At 70.7% G+C, this 14,160-nt stretch carries 13 protein-coding genes; 7 read left to right on the forward strand and 6 right to left on the reverse strand.

Annotation, left to right across the window (positions count from 1 at the left end; translation table 11 throughout):
* Positions 1-156 precede the first annotated feature (156 nt).
* Positions 157-3,678: a WD40 repeat domain-containing protein gene (locus tag ACQEV1_RS14545; protein WP_285618123.1), complete on the forward strand. Its 3,522-nt coding sequence runs from the start codon at positions 157-159 to the stop codon at positions 3,676-3,678.
* 3 nt (positions 3,679-3,681) lie between these two features.
* Here ACQEV1_RS14545 and ACQEV1_RS14550 read toward each other — a convergent pair whose 3' ends face one another.
* Both ACQEV1_RS14550 and ACQEV1_RS14555 read right to left on the reverse strand, forming a co-directional pair.
* Complete coding sequence (locus ACQEV1_RS14550; protein ID WP_285618122.1) at positions 3,682-3,981, reverse strand: NIPSNAP family protein; 300 nt, start codon at positions 3,979-3,981, stop codon at positions 3,682-3,684.
* Positions 3,982-4,048: 67 nt separating this feature from the next.
* On the reverse strand, positions 4,049-4,894 hold the full coding sequence (locus ACQEV1_RS14555) for a helix-turn-helix transcriptional regulator (RefSeq protein WP_285618121.1): 846 nt from the start codon (positions 4,892-4,894) through the stop codon (positions 4,049-4,051).
* A gap of 159 nt (positions 4,895-5,053) precedes the next feature.
* Between ACQEV1_RS14555 and uppS the strand changes: the two genes are divergently transcribed.
* Entirely contained in the window at positions 5,054-5,782 is a 729-nt protein-coding gene (uppS, locus tag ACQEV1_RS14560) for a polyprenyl diphosphate synthase (RefSeq protein WP_285618120.1), read from the forward strand.
* Positions 5,779-7,227, forward strand: coding sequence for an oxygenase MpaB family protein (locus ACQEV1_RS14565; protein WP_285618118.1), 1,449 nt, complete (start codon positions 5,779-5,781; stop codon positions 7,225-7,227). The genes uppS and ACQEV1_RS14565 overlap by 4 nt, the downstream gene beginning before the upstream one ends.
* A 9-nt stretch (positions 7,228-7,236) precedes the next feature.
* Here the strand turns inward: ACQEV1_RS14565 and ACQEV1_RS14570 are convergent, their stop codons facing one another.
* Positions 7,237-7,872, reverse strand: a complete 636-nt coding sequence (locus tag ACQEV1_RS14570) for a TetR/AcrR family transcriptional regulator (RefSeq protein ID WP_433394315.1) — start codon at positions 7,870-7,872, stop codon at positions 7,237-7,239.
* Between the two features lie 81 nt (positions 7,873-7,953).
* Here ACQEV1_RS14570 and ACQEV1_RS14575 point away from each other — a divergent pair, with 81 nt between their 5' ends.
* From ACQEV1_RS14575 to ACQEV1_RS14590, 4 genes are all read left to right on the forward strand, one after another.
* Positions 7,954-8,331: an NAD(P)H-binding protein gene (locus ACQEV1_RS14575; protein ID WP_433394317.1), complete on the forward strand. Its 378-nt coding sequence runs from the start codon at positions 7,954-7,956 to the stop codon at positions 8,329-8,331.
* Positions 8,306-8,524 carry a hypothetical protein gene (locus tag ACQEV1_RS14580; RefSeq protein WP_433394319.1) on the forward strand — a complete coding sequence of 73 codons (219 nt, stop codon included), beginning with the start codon at positions 8,306-8,308 and terminating at the stop codon, positions 8,522-8,524. Before ACQEV1_RS14575 ends, ACQEV1_RS14580 begins: the two co-directional genes overlap by 26 nt.
* A gap of 237 nt (positions 8,525-8,761) precedes the next feature.
* On the forward strand, positions 8,762-9,007 hold the full coding sequence (locus ACQEV1_RS14585) for a tautomerase family protein (RefSeq protein WP_433394321.1): 246 nt from the start codon (positions 8,762-8,764) through the stop codon (positions 9,005-9,007).
* A gap of 72 nt (positions 9,008-9,079) precedes the next feature.
* On the forward strand, positions 9,080-10,018 hold the full coding sequence (locus ACQEV1_RS14590) for a hypothetical protein (protein ID WP_285618113.1): 939 nt from the start codon (positions 9,080-9,082) through the stop codon (positions 10,016-10,018).
* Positions 10,019-10,027: 9 nt separating this feature from the next.
* On the opposite strand, the gene ACQEV1_RS14595 is transcribed toward ACQEV1_RS14590, so the two are convergent.
* The 3 genes from ACQEV1_RS14595 to ACQEV1_RS14605 all read right to left on the reverse strand — a co-directional run bounded on the left by ACQEV1_RS14595 (position 10,028) and on the right by ACQEV1_RS14605 (position 14,044).
* The gene (locus ACQEV1_RS14595) at positions 10,028-12,124 is read right to left on the reverse strand and encodes an NACHT domain-containing protein (RefSeq protein WP_433394323.1); all 2,097 of its coding nucleotides are present in this window, start codon (positions 12,122-12,124) and stop codon (positions 10,028-10,030) included.
* A gap of 73 nt (positions 12,125-12,197) precedes the next feature.
* Entirely contained in the window at positions 12,198-12,854 is a 657-nt protein-coding gene (locus tag ACQEV1_RS14600) for a response regulator (protein WP_285618109.1), read from the reverse strand.
* Positions 12,851-14,044 carry a sensor histidine kinase gene (locus tag ACQEV1_RS14605; protein ID WP_433394325.1) on the reverse strand — a complete coding sequence of 398 codons (1,194 nt, stop codon included), beginning with the start codon at positions 14,042-14,044 and terminating at the stop codon, positions 12,851-12,853. Before ACQEV1_RS14605 ends, ACQEV1_RS14600 begins: the two co-directional genes overlap by 4 nt.
* Between the last annotated feature and the right edge of the window lie 116 nt (positions 14,045-14,160).

Raw genomic sequence — 14,160 nt, forward strand, 5'->3', positions numbered from 1 at the left:
TCCACAGTTCGCCTTCCGCCGTGTGGCCCGGCGGAAGGCGAGATACCGTGCGTAAGGCGGCTTCGAGTATCGGTTTCGGTCTGAGTGGGGACGGCTGGTCTTGCGGGGCGACACGATCGGTGGATCGCGATGAGACGTCGGCAGCGACTCGAGTTAATGCTGCAGGTGACGCTCGTCATCACGGCAAGCCTGTTGGGAATTGTCACCAACTATGCCACGAACAGTCAGCGAGCGCCGTACGTCCTCAAGGTCCTGCAAGGGGTTGCCACTCCCGCCATCGGGGTCTTCATCCTCGCGCTGATCGTCGGGAACGTCATCGTCTATCGCCTGGAGAGCCCCACGGCGCCCAAGCGGGTCTGGGATTCCCGGCGCACCCCCTATCCGGGGCTGGACGCCTACTCGGAAGACGACGCACCGATCTTCTTCGGCCGAGACATCCAGATCGCAGAGTTGGTCCGTCGGTCGCATGAAGCGCCGGCCCGCTTTGCGGACCGCTTCATTCCCCTGGTCGGCGCCTCGGGCAGCGGCAAGTCGTCCCTCATCCGCGCCGGGCTCGTCCCGCGGCTTCGGGAGCGTCGATGGACGGTGTTCCCGGTGATCGTCCCTGGAGCGGACCCGATGAGCGCACTGGCGAAGGCGCTGAGCAGCGTCCTACCCGACGTCGATGTGACGGACCTCCAGCAACGGCTACGCCGCTCACCGCAGGCGCTCGGTGCCGAACTGCGGCGGCTACGCCGGGGCGGTCAGAGGTTTCGGCGGCTGCTCATCGTGATCGATCAGATGGAAGAGCTGATCACGCTCAGCGGACGAAGCGAACGCACGCTCTTTCTGAACATCCTGGCCGATGCTCTACGGCGCGATTCACGCCTGTGGGTGCTGACGACGGTACGAGTGGAATTCCTGCGGGACTTTCTGGAGACATCTCACCCGGAATTGTTCCAGTCGCCGATGGCGATCGGCACGTTGGGCCGTACCCAGCTGGTACAGGTCATCGAGCGGCCTGGCGAACTCGCCGGAATGTCATTCGCGTCCGGCCTGGTCGAGGAGATCATTAAAGAGACCGGCACCGTCGATGCCCTTCCCCTGCTGGCTTACCTCCTGCAGGAGCTCTACTACACGGTCAGTCCAGCCGCCGTCGCGACGGAGGAGCACTACAGGGCCCTGGGGGGAGTCGCGGGCGCACTGGCGCGCCAGGCCGATCAGGTCGTAGTCGAGCTCCGGGGCGACAAAGGGATCGACGACGTGCTCAAGGTCTTGTTGAAGTTCGTGGCGGTGGAAGGTCAGGAGGTCGCCCGCCGTAAGGTCTTCCTGACCGGCCTGTCGGCCGAGGAGCGCCGAGTCGTAGACGCCTTCGTGGACGCGCGTCTTCTCGTCACTGATGTAGAGGAGAACCGGCCGTCGGTGCACGTCGCCCATGAGGCGTTGTTCCGTCAGTGGCCTCCGCTGCGTCAAGAGGTGGAGGCGCGAGCCGAACAACTACGCCAGCGTGCCGAGCTGGAACGTTGGGCGGCCGACTGGTTCCGCTCCGACCGGAGCGGTGACTATCTGCTCACAGGGGATCGGCTGGTTCTGGCCGAACGCTGGCTTGCCGGGCTGGAAGAGACCGGTCAGGCATCGGATCCGGTACGGCAGCTCGTCGACGTCTCCAAGAGACGCGACCTGGCCTTCCTACGCAGGGTCTCTGACGGCATCGGCGAGCACGTCCTGGCGAACGTCGAGCGGTATCCAGAGCTGTCTATCCTGCTGTCGCTGGCAGCGTTAGGGGAGTGTGCGGCCACTCCGGCGGCGCAGCGCGCCCTAATGACCGCGTTGGCCTTTAGCCATCTGCGCACCGTGCTGGTCGGCCACACCGACACGGTCCGCAACCTTGCCTGGTCGCCGGACGGCTCCAAAATCGCCACGGCATCACGGGATGGGACCGCGCGGATCTTCGACGCGGTTTCCGGGCGCGGTCTTCTGACGTTGACCGGTCATACGTCAATGGTGGAGATGGTCGCCTGGTCCCCGCGTTCGAATCGGGTCGCGACCGCGTCCCGCGACCGCACCGTACGAGTGTGGGACGCCCACACCGGCGCCCAGCTCGACGTCCTCAGCGGAGCTGGGGACGTCGTGCGAGCCGTCGCCTGGTCTCCCGACGGTCGCTGGATCGCCTCGGCGTCCCGGGACCTGGTCGTACGGATCTGGGACGCCTACACCGGACGGCTCGAACAGGCATTGCACGGACACCGGGACAACGTGCTCGGTATCGGCTGGTCTCCTGACGGGAGGCGTCTGGCCACCGCCTCACACGATCGAACGGCGATAATTTGGGATCTCGACGGCTCGACGCCCACGCGAACGCTGAGCGGGCACACGGACTTCGTCGAGGGACTGGCGTGGTCGCCCGACGGTGCCGAGCTGGCCACGTCGTCCGGCGACCACACCATCCGGATCTGGGACCCCGACGATGGCCGGGAACGGCTGTTGATTCGCGGCCACGCAGACCAGGTCTGGAACGTGGCGTGGTCGCCCGACGGCACTCGGATTGCGTCGGTGTCCACGGACCGAACGGCCAGGGTCTTCGACACCCGTGACGCCAGGCTCGTCGCCGTGCTGCGCGGTCACGATGACACCGTATGGGGCGTCGCTTGGTCACCCGACGGTACCGCGATCGCGACGGGCTCCGAGGACAGCACCGCCCGCATCTGGAACATCGTCCCCCAGGGAGCCGAAGACGTCCTCGTTCATGGGCACGACGAACGCGTGAACCAGGCCACGTGGTCCCCCGACGGATCGCAGGTGGCGACGGCATCCGATGACGCGTCGGTGGGCGTCTGGGATGCTCGCACCGGCCGGCGGACCTCAGTTCTGAGCGGTGGTGCCGGCTCCCACACGGATCGCGTCTGGGCGGTCGCGTGGTCGCCGAGCGGATCCACGATCGCGACCGGTTCGAGTGACGACACCGTGCGGCTGTGGCAGGACGGCTCGGCCGTCGTCCTGGCGGAAGGCGTGACCGTCGAGGCCGTCCACTGGTCGCCGGACGGAACCCGGCTGGTCACTGGCGGACACGACGCTCTGCTACGTGTCTGGGAAGTGTCCGAGCGGGTGTGCACCGCCACCCTTAGCGGCCACCAGGACTGGGTGATCAGCGCAGCCTGGTCACCAAGCTCACGCATGATCGCCTCTACCTCGGACGATCGGACCTGCCGAATTTGGGAGGTCGGCTCCTCGGATCAGCTCACCGTCCTGCGTGGACACGATAACTGGGTGGATGACGTCTCCTGGTCACCGGACGAACGTCACGTCGTCACCTCGTCTGCGGACTGGACGGCCCGCATCTGGGAGGTCGCGACGGGGCGGGAGGTGGCGATTCTCAGAGGCCACCAGGGCCGGGTGCGCACGGTCGCGTGGTCTCCTGATGGAACTCGCATCGCGACCGGTTCCGATGACCACACCGTGCGCGTGTGGGATGCCGCGAGCCAAGAGGAAGTCGTGGTAGCCGGAGTCCATCAGGACAAGGTGACGTCGGTGGACTGGTCCGCCGACGGGCGGCTGCTGACGGCTTCGTTCGACGGGACGGCCCGGATCTGGCGCGCGGAGCCGGACTTCGATGTCCTCCAGGCCAGGGCGCGAAATCGAGTGTTTCGCTCACTCAGCGCCGAAGAACGCCGCAACCACCTTCTTCCGTCACAACCTTGACCGCTAAAGAACCGTCTCAACGGTCCGTACGTCCGTGTCGAGCAGGTAGTCGGCCGGATCGAGGTTCATTTGCTCGCGTTTGGGAGACGCCCAATAGGCGGCGTTCCGGTCCGCGAACGTCTCGTCCCCCTCATAGGAGACCAACCACACGAACTGGTTGCGCTCCCGGTCCAGCCATCCACCGCCGATCTCAAAACCGAACTCCAGCCGTAGGGGCACGATCAGGCTCCGCCACTTATCCGCCCACTCGTCCAGCAGGCTGGCGCGAACCGTGTAGACCCGGAGTTGCGTTGTCCGCGGCATCTGACGCATCCCATTCCCTCGTCCTCGCCCCCGTCGGGCGCCCGATCGACTGATTATCCCGACAGGCTCATGACGTGGCCGTCAGGTCCTGGGTGCCGATGACGTCCAGCAGGCGCAGCTGCTCCACGGCCCGGGTGCCGGGGCGCGGGGCGAACCACAGCAGGCGCTGGCGGCCGTCCTCGCTCAGCAGGGTCAGGCAGTCGATCTCGATGACGCCGAGCTCCCGGTGGATGATCCGCTTGCTGTCCCGGCGGCGTACGGCGACGTCGCCGGTGTCCCACAGCCCGGCGAACTCCGGGCTCTCGCGGCGGAGCGCGGCCACCATCGCGTCGGAGTGACGGTCCCTCCCGCGGCGGCCCACGGCGGCGCGCAGGTCCGCCGCGAACGCCGCCGACTGGTGCGCGTGGTCCTCCGGCGGATAGATCGCGCGGGCGGCCGGGTCGGTGAACCAGCGGTAGGCGAAGCTCGTCTCGAAGCCGCCCGACGTCGGGTGCCGGCCGAGCAGCGCCACGGCCAGGGGGTTCTGCACGAGGGTCTCGTGGAGGTCGGTGATGATCTGCGCGGGCGTACCCGTGAGCCGGCCCAGCAGGTCCAGCATGGCCGGCTGGACGTGCGCCAGTGCGCCGTGCGGCGGAGGAACGGGACGTCCGCCCAGGTTGAACAGGTGGTCGCGCTCGTCGTGGTCGAGCCGCAGCGCCCGGGCCAGCGCCGAGAGCATCTGCGCCGACGGCTGCGCGCCGCGGCCGCGTTCGAGTTCGGTGTAGTAGTCCACCGAGGCCCCGGCCAGCGTGGCGATCTCGTCGCGCCGCAGCCCCGGCACCCGCCGCCGCGGCCCGGTGGGCAGGCCGACGTCGGCCGGCCTGATCCGCGACCGCCGGGAGCGCAGGAACGCGCCGAGCTCGGAGAGGTCCATCAGCCCAGTATGGCCAGAGGCGGCCCGCTCATCGTGGGGACGTCGTCCCCAGGAACGGCGTCCAGGGGTTACCGCGCCCGGCGATCGATGGTATCTCTGGGTAGTTGACCGATTACCTGATTCCTCTTGGTGTGTCCTTCACGCCGCCGGGGAGGTGCGTTGAACGAGCGGATCGTGCCCCGTCACGTGGCGTGCGTGATGGACGGCAACGGCCGGTGGGCGGCACTGAGGTCGCTGCCGCGCACGGCCGGGCATCGGGCGGCGGAGGCCGCGGTGATCGACGTGATCGAGGCGGCGCACGCGGCCGGAGTCGAGTGGCTGAGCCTGTACGCCTTCTCCACGGAGAACTGGCGGCGGCCCCCGGCCGAGGTCGCCTTCCTGATGCGGCTCGTACGGCGCGCCATCCGCAAGCACGCCCTGTCGTTACACGCGCGCGGCATCCGGTGCCGCTTCCTCGGAGTCACCGATCCCCGCATCCCGCCGCCGCTGGCCCGCGACATCGCCGACCTGATGATGCTCACCCGCGACAACCGGCGGATGACGCTGACGGTGGCCTTCGACCACGGCGGGCGCCGCGACATCGTGGAGGCCGCGCGGTCGCTCGTCCGCGACCGGGTGCCGGCGGAGGAGATCACCGAGGAGACGTTCGCCCGCCATCTGCCCCACCCCGACACGCCCGAGGTGGACCTGGTCATCCGCACCTCCGGCGAGCAGCGCATCTCCAACTTCATGCTCTGGCACGTGGCCTACGCCGAATGGGTCTTCCCGCTCGTGCTCTGGCCGGACTTCCGCGCCGGGCACTTCCGCGAGTGCCTGGACCTCTACCGGCGACGCGAACGCCGCTTCGGCGACGTACGGGTACCCACCACGACAGGAGACGCATCGTGACCAGCGAGACGACGACCGCACCGGCTTCGCTCGACACCGCCGACCTGTACGGCCCGGACTCGATGCTGCGGCGGTTGTGCCACGAGGCGCGCTGGGGGCTGGCGGTCGCCCGCGCCACCGTCCTGGAGGCCGCGCACCCGCAGATCGGCGCCGCGCTGATCGCCAACTCCACCTTCGTCGCCCATCCCTGGCGGCGGCTGCGCAACACCGTCCTCAGCGCCCAGCGGCTGGTCGACCCCGACGAGCGGGTACGGCGGCGGGAGGCCGCCCGGCTCAACCGGCTGCACGCCCGCATGGCCGGCACCGACGCCGAGGGCCGCCCGTACACCGCGCTCGATCCCGGGGCGCGCGCCTGGGTGGTGGCGACGCTGTTCGAGTCCACGGTCACGATGTACCGGCTGGGCGGCCGGTCCCTCGACGGCGCGTCCCTCGACCGCCTGTACGCCGAGTTCCGGGCGTTCCTCGCCCAGATGGAGGGCGGTGAGGGCGAGCTGCCGCCGACGCTGCGGGAGTTCTGGCGCTACTACGACCTGATGGTCGAGGAGCGCCTGGAGAACACCGAGGCGGCCGCCCTCATCCTGCACCGGCTGTTCGCGGAGGTGCCCGCGCCGCCCGTGCTGCGCGACCGCCCGGCGGTGTGGGCGGCGGGACGGGCGCTGGCCGCCCCGCTCGCCACGGCGGTCACCGTGGGCTCGCTGCCGGCCCCGCTGCGCGAACGGCTGGGGCTCGCCGAGATCCCCGGCGCGCGGACGCTGACGCACGCCGCGTACCTGTCCACCGGGCTCGCGTCGCGCCTGCTGCCGGACGCGTGGACGCGGCTGGAGACGGTCATGGCGATGTTCGATCCGACCTTCACGCCACGGCCGGGCACCGACCCGTTCGCGGGGCTGCGGCGCGGCACGGCCAAGGCCGGGGCGCTCCTGCGCCTGCTCACGCCCGACCGCGAGACGGCCGCCGAGGCGCCGCCGTCGGCCATGCGTTTCTTCGCCGAGGTGCTGGACCAGACCGGCAACGGCTCCCTCGACTGGCCCGACCTCGCCGCGATGGCCCGGGAGATCGCCACCCGCCTCGACCTGGACGAACGCGGCGAAGACCGCCTGTTCACCGCCTTCGCCGACTGGTGGCGCGAGCTCCAGGCCGCGCTCGACACCGACCACGACGGGCGCATCAGCGGGCACGAGTACGCCGCGGCGGCCGCCACCATGACCAGCCCCGCCCTCGTCCGGGTCGCCGAGGTGCTCTTCGACGCCACCGACACCGACGACGACCAGGCCATCGACGCCGAAGAACACCGCACGCTCTTCCGCGTGGCGTTCGAGCACGACCCCGGCGACACCGGCACGCCGGACCGCCTGACCCGCGCCGCGTTCGTCCGCGAGTTCCTGAACTTCATGGCCGGCCGCCACCACTCCGAGGGTTATGACCGGCTCTTCGCCCAGGCCTGAGCTCCCGGGTCAGCCCGGCAGGGTCGCCGCGACCAGCCGGCGGATCGCGTCCAGGTCCACGTCCTCGGCCAGCGCCGACTCCTCGGGCATGTCCTTGATCACCTCTTCGACGTTGAGCAACGTACGGAACAGCCGCGGCAGCACGGTGCGGGCGAGCAGGTCCTCGGCGAGCGCCGCGCTGTCCGCGTGGTCCATCGCGTACCGCTCGGCGAGGTAGGCGCTCAGGCGTTCGTACGTGCTGGCGAAGATGGCGTCGAAGTACGTGCTCGAACTGCCGGGCAGCCGCTCGGCCTCGGCGATGATCAGCCGGCAGGTCCGCACCTGGGCCTCCCACACCATCAGCTGCAAGAACCGCCCGCAGAACCGCGTCACCGCCTCCGGGGGGTCCTCGGCGTACGCGCCGGGGGTGCCCAGCCGGTGGAGGTACAGCTCACGCACGAGATCCAGGACCGCGAGGAACAGCTTGTCCTTGCTCTCGAAGTGGGCGTACAGCGTCCGCTTGGACGTCTCGGCGCGCGTCGCGACGGTGTCCATCGACGCCCGTTCATAGCCGGTCTCGAGGAACACGTCCTTGGCCGTGAACAGGATGTGACGGCGCAGCTCCTCGCCGCGCCGCTGCCGGCTCCGCTGCGGTTCGTCCTTCATCGGCTTGCGTCCTCACAAGTAAACGGTACAGTAGAGTTTACTTCACTCAGAGGCCCGGACCGGCTCCCTTGGAGAGAACTCATGATCGTCATCACCACCCCTACGGGAAACATCGGACACCGGGTCCTCGACCGGGTCCTGGCCGGCGACCAGCCGGTCCGCGTCATCGTGCGCGACCCGGCCAAGCTGCCCGCCGACGTCCGTGACCGGGTCGAGGTCATCCAAGGCTCGCACGGCGATCGGCGGGTCGTCACCCGGGCCTTCGACGGCGCCGAAACTGCCCACCGTCGCCACCCGCGACATCGCCGCCGTCGCCGCCCGCCTGCTGCTCGACACCACGTGGACCGGCCGGCGGGAGGTTCCGGTGCTCGGCCCGGAGGACCTGTCCAACAACGACATGGCCGCCGTCATCTCGGAGGTCCTCGGAAAGCCGGTGCGGTACGAGCAGATCCCCGCTGAGGCGTTCCAGAATCGGCTCACCGGCCACTCCGTCTCCGAGGCCGTGGCCCGGGCGATCCTCGACATGATGACCGCGGTGAACAACGGCCTGTACGACGGCGTCGCCCGTACGCCCCAGCACGCGGTCGACACCCCGACCACCTTCCGGCGGTGGTGCGAGGACGTCCTCAGGCCCGCGGTCCAGGCCGCCTGAGGAACGGGCGACATCACCATGACCGCCGAACGGCTGACGCGTCGCTGACGGCGACCGCCGACGGCTTCAGCACGTCGCGGCGCCCACCCGTCCCGCGCACGCCTGCCGAGCACGGGCCGGCTCGCACGGCACACGCGATGAGCCTCGTCTCACCCTGGGGACGCCGTCCCCGGGGAAAGGGCCCTCTGGTCACCCGCGTCCCGTCCGGCGACGGTGGAGGGAAACGAGGAGGAACACATGCCATTCGCCAACCTCAAGGTGCCGGCGGGCCTGCTGTCGGCCGAGGAGAAGCAGAGACTCGTCACCGGAGTCACCGAGCTGTACGTCGAGACCTTCGGCGAACGAGCCCGGCCCAACACCATGGTGCTCGTGGAGGAGGTCACCGACGGCGGCTGGGGAGTGGCCGGCCAGGTCCTGACCCGGGCGATGCTCCAGCAGCCCGACGAGCAGCCCGACCAGAAGCCGGATTCCTCCGGCGGCTGAGCGCCCCGCGGGAACCCGGCGGGCGTCCGGTGAGTCGAACCAATTCTTCGATCATGATGAGGAGACACCGGTTTGACTCAGGACGTCATCGGCGAGGCCCTGGTCCGGGCCTTCGCGGACGAGAACCTCACGGCCCGGATCACCGGCCCCACGACGATCGGCATCAGCGTCCCGGACGTGGGCGACCTCAGTACCGACATCGGTGAGTGGCGCGCCCACGCCGGTCGCGTGGCGCCGGCCGACCTTCCCGCGTTCGCCGCGGACTTCGTGCGCGGCTTCGCGCGCGGGATCCGCAAGCAGCTGGACCGGGCGCAGGCCGCCGCGGCGGTCGACATCGAGAGCCTGCTGGCCGCGGAGGCGCTGCGCGTGCGGATCTACCCCGAGGCGGCGCTGGCCGAACCGCCCGGCATGCGGGACGCCCTGCTGACCCGCACTCTCGCGCCGGGGCTGGTGGAGACGGTGGTCGTCGACCGGCCCGACTCGATCGTGCCGCTCAACCGGGCGGACCTCGGCGGCCGGCCGGAGGACCAGGTCTTCGGCGCCGCGCTCCACGCGTCCCTGAGCCGGGAGCCGCACAACACCGGGACCGACGAGATCTGGGGCGTCCCGATCACGCACATCGGCGAGACCCACCGTTACATCGGTTCCCGCGTTCACGTGCTCAGGCGCTTCCTCGGACCCGCCCCGTACGGCGCGCTGGTCTCCTTCCCGGTCCCGGAGTACCTGATCGTCCACGAGATCGGCGGCACGCATGTGATCGCGGCGATGGAGGCCATGCAGGCTCTCGCCCGTACCCACGTCGAGAAGGGGGAGAACGCCCTGACCGCCCAGGTCTACTGGTGGCGCCCCGGCGCGTACGAGCAGCTGCCCGAGGCGCAGGCGCTCGCCGGCGGCCAGGTGCCCGACCTGCGGCCAGTGGAGATCGAGGTGGACCACCAGGAGAAGAGCATCACCCCGCGCACCGCGGAGACGCAGGAACTCGTCGACCTCTGGATGCGCGCCAACGCCTGACGCCCGGGGTCACGGAAGAACGCGTTCGGCCGGCGGGCGGGGATGGCGGGCCAGGTGGTCCTGGAGTTCGCGGTGGCGGAACTGGTAGGCGATGCCCGCGACGCGGATCAGCGCGGCCTCCTCGTAGCACCACTGCAGGAACCGGCCCGGCCGCCGTGGCAGCCGGCCCACCATGCAGACCGTCAGCAGCAGATAGCGCAGCGCCGCCAGGCCCGCAGCGCCCGCGGGCAGGAGGATTCCGAGCCAGAACGCGAACACGAGGCCGGCGGCCGCCGCGGCCGCCGTGAGTCCGTTGAGCCCGCCGGGCCGGATCTGCGCGATGATCCCGGCGCAGAGTGCCGCCGGCAGTACCAGCCCGAGCATGACCGCCACCCCGCTGGCGAGGTCGTCGCGGACGATGTCGCGCGGGGCGGCGACCGGCTTGGAGCCGGGAGTCATCGCCGCGTTCCAGAGACTGAACAGGGCCCCGGCCACCAGACCGCAGGCCGGACCGGCCACCAGGCCCACCGGCCCGTACCGGACTCCGCCGATGAGCCCGAGCGCGGCACAGACCGCGAGCACGATGACCGTGACGCCGGATCGCAGTTCTCCCAGGTCGATGTGGGTGAGGCGGGGCCACTCCTCCACCCATGAGATGAACCCCACGCCGCCGGCCATCACGACGGCCACGACGATGCCGAGCGCGTACCCGCCGGCGGTGCCGGAGCGGATCGCCACCATGAGCACCGATCCCGTGACCGCCGTGACGAAGGCGATGAGTCCCAGGGTGAGGACGCGAGCGCCGTTGCCGGCGAGCGGCCAGAGCTCGTGCAGAACGATGTCCGTGCTGGACAGGGTGCGCCCCGCGACGGGCGGCCGGGTCGCGTTGGCGTTCAGATGGCGGGCCAGGACCCCCAGCCAGGCGTGGACCTGCTCGGGCCGATGGCGGGGCCGCCCGCCTCCGGAGGCGGTGGCCGCGACGGCCGCGGGGATGTACAGGCCGAGCAGATGGTCGCGGATCTCGTCGGGGTCCGCGGCGCCGGACGGGCCGGTGAGGCGGGTCAGTTCGGCGGGATCACGCAGGTACGCACCGGTCTCGGGGTGGCGTTGCTGGTAGACGGTGACGGCCACGGTGAGCCGCCAGGGCGTGGCCAGGGCGTCGGCCAGCGGGTGGCCGGGCCGGGCGAGAGCGTCCAGGACCGGCTGCCAGCGTGCCCGCTGATGTGCGCCGGCCACCGCCTCGACGAACCTCCCCGCGGGCTTCGCCCTGACCGGCCGGAGGGTGATACGGGCCGCGTCGTGCGCCCAGGCCTCACTGGCGATGAGCTCGTCGTAGTCGGTCGAGCGGCAGGTGATCACCAGCCGGGCCTTGGCGCTCCCGCGCTGGTGGGCGTTCAACGCCCGCAGCGCGTTGCCGGCGCGTGAACCGTATCCGGGCTCCGGCTCGGCGTCCATCTCGTCCAGCCCGTCGACGACCGGCAGGATCCGGTCGTACTTCACCAGCGCCCGTGCCGTGGCCGGGCGCAGCCGGAAGGTCCGGACCAGGTGGGTCGTCAGCCAGTCGGGCACGCTCACCTTCGGGTCCCAGCCGGCCGCCGGGACACGGACCGGAACCGGATCGTCGAGCGCGCGGTCCGGGTCGGTCAGCAGGCCGAGGATCAGCTCGATCGCCAGCACCGTCTTCCCGGACCCGGGGTCCCCGGTGATCACCAGCCGCTGCGGGCTCAGCGCACGGAAGTATCCGGCGATCCCCTTCAACGTGCCCTTGGCCGCGGCGCCGGTGGCGTTGTGCCCGGGCGCGGGGGTGAGGACGAACTTCACGTTGATCGTCCGGTCCTGGCCGCCCAGGAGCTGGGTCCGCTGCGCCGTCTCGTCGCTCAGGACCCTGACGGCCAGTTCCCTGGTCCACCGGTCCACGTCGGTGTCACCGGCCCGCTCGGCGCGAGCCGCCTGCCGGCCCGACCACACCGCCACCAGCAACGAGAGGAGGGAGAGCGTCGCGCTCAACGGATCGATGCCGCCCCACGTCGCCTTTCGCAGACCGGCCACGGCCACCGCGCCGGCCAGCACGAGCAGCAGCCCGCACGCCAACGCCCATATCCCACCCGAGCGGCGATCCCCGTTCATATCGCACCATCATCAACAACGATGCGCCCGCGCGCATGGGCTTCGGCGCATCAGGGGGGTCCCCGGACGAAAGCTACCGAGGAGGCGCCACCAGGCCGGTCTCGTAGGCGATGATGACCAGCTGGACCCGGTCGCGGGCGTCGAGCTTGGTGAGCAGGCGGCTCACATAGCTCTTTACGGTGGCGACGCTGATGACCAGCTCCGCGGCGATCTCGCTGTTGGACAGGCCGCGTCCGACGAGGGTCAGCACCTCGTGCTCCCGTTCGGTGACGCCGTCGAGCGTGGGCGGTTCGGGAGCGGGCGCCGGACGGCCGGCGAACTCCTCGATCAGGCGGCGCGTGACACTCGGGGCGATCAGGCCGTCGCCGGCGGCGACGACGCGGATCGCGGCGAGGATGTCGTCCAGCGCCATGTCCTTGACGAGGAATCCGGCCGCGCCGGCGCGCAGCGCGCCGTAGACGTGGTCGTCGTCGTCGAACGTGGTCAGGACGACGACGTGCGCGGAGGAGGGACCGGCCGCGATCCGCCGGGTGGCCTCGATCCCGTCCATGCCGGGCATGCGGATGTCCATCACGACGACATCCGGGTCGAGGTCCCGTGCCAGCTCCACCGCCTCGGCGCCGGTGCCGGCCTCGCCGGCGACCTCGAGGTCGGGGGCGTCGGTGATGACCATCTGCAGGGCGGTGCGGACCAGCGGCTGGTCGTCGGCGAGAACGACGCGGATGGTCATGCGACGCCTGCGGGGAGGGGGAGTTCGGCGGTCACACGGAAGCCGCCTCCGGGCACCGGCCCGGCGGAGAAGTCTCCATGGAGCAGGGCGACGCGTTCGCGCATCCCGGCCAGGCCGTAGCCGGTGTCCGGGGTGCCGCCGCGTCCGCGCCCGCCGTCGACGACCTCGAGCAAGAGCGCCCCGTCCCGATGGTCGATGGAGACGGTGCACGATCGGGCGTCGGCGTGCCGCACCACGTTCGTGACGGCCTCCTGGATGATCCGGAAGGCGGACAGGTCGACTTCCGGAGGGAGCGGGCGCCGGTCCCCGTGCCATCGGACGTCGACGTGGACACCGGCGGCCGTGGTCGTCTCGGCCAGCCGGTCGACGTCCGCTAGACCGGGCATCTCGTCGAGCGGTGCGATGTCGGTTCCCTCTTCCCGCTCGGCCTGCCGGAGCGCGCCGAGCATCCGGCGCAAGCCGGACAGCGTCTCCCGGCTCGCGGTCTCCACCTCGCCCAGGGCGTCGCGTGCCCGGGCGGGCTGCGTGTCGATGACTCTCCGCGCCGCTCCGGCCTGCAGGGCGATGATGCCGATGCTGTGCGCGACCATGTCATGCAGCTCGCGGGCGATCCGGAGCCGTTCGGCGGTCACCGCCTGCGCGCGCCGGCCGTCGGCGTGCTCGCGGGCCTGACGGACCGAGTTCCCGATGAGCCAGGCGATCAGCGCCGTCATCGTCACGGCCAGCTCCGTCGAGGTCCCGATGGACCATCCGCACGCGACCCGGAAGGCCAGATAACCGGCCAGCGTGGCGACCACCAGACCGGCGGCGGTGAGAGACGTCCGGCGCCGCCCGGAGGCCGCGACGAAGCACAGGGCGACGTCGACGGAGAGGAACTGCGGCACCGGGATCGCGCCGACGCTCAGCGGAAGCGTCCCGATGACGGAACCGGCGAGCACCAGGACGATGGCCGCGATCGGCCGGCGGAGCAGCAGGCGGCCGCCGGCCAGCGTGAGCGCGGTGGCCGTCATCAGCATCGTCAGGCCGTCCCACCGGTAGAAGATGACCCCGGTGTTCATCGATGCCGCGTTCTCACCGGGCAGCCTCAGCCGGATGAGGAACGTGAAGACCGTGCCGGCGCACCAGGCCGAGGTCGTCCAGACGCCCGGCGTAATGCGCCTGAACAGGGGAGAAGGGGACGCGGCGGACATGGACCCGATCGTATTCGGGTGATCTTGGGGACGCATCGGACCACGGGCGTACGACCACGGGCGATACCCGTCCCCGGGGATACCGCCGACGGCCCGATGCGCGGCGGGCCCGGCCC

Origin of the sequence: Actinoallomurus sp. CA-142502, from assembly GCF_050936355.1 — a bacterium.
In the GTDB taxonomy this organism is placed as follows: domain Bacteria; phylum Actinomycetota; class Actinomycetes; order Streptosporangiales; family Streptosporangiaceae; genus Actinoallomurus; species Actinoallomurus iriomotensis.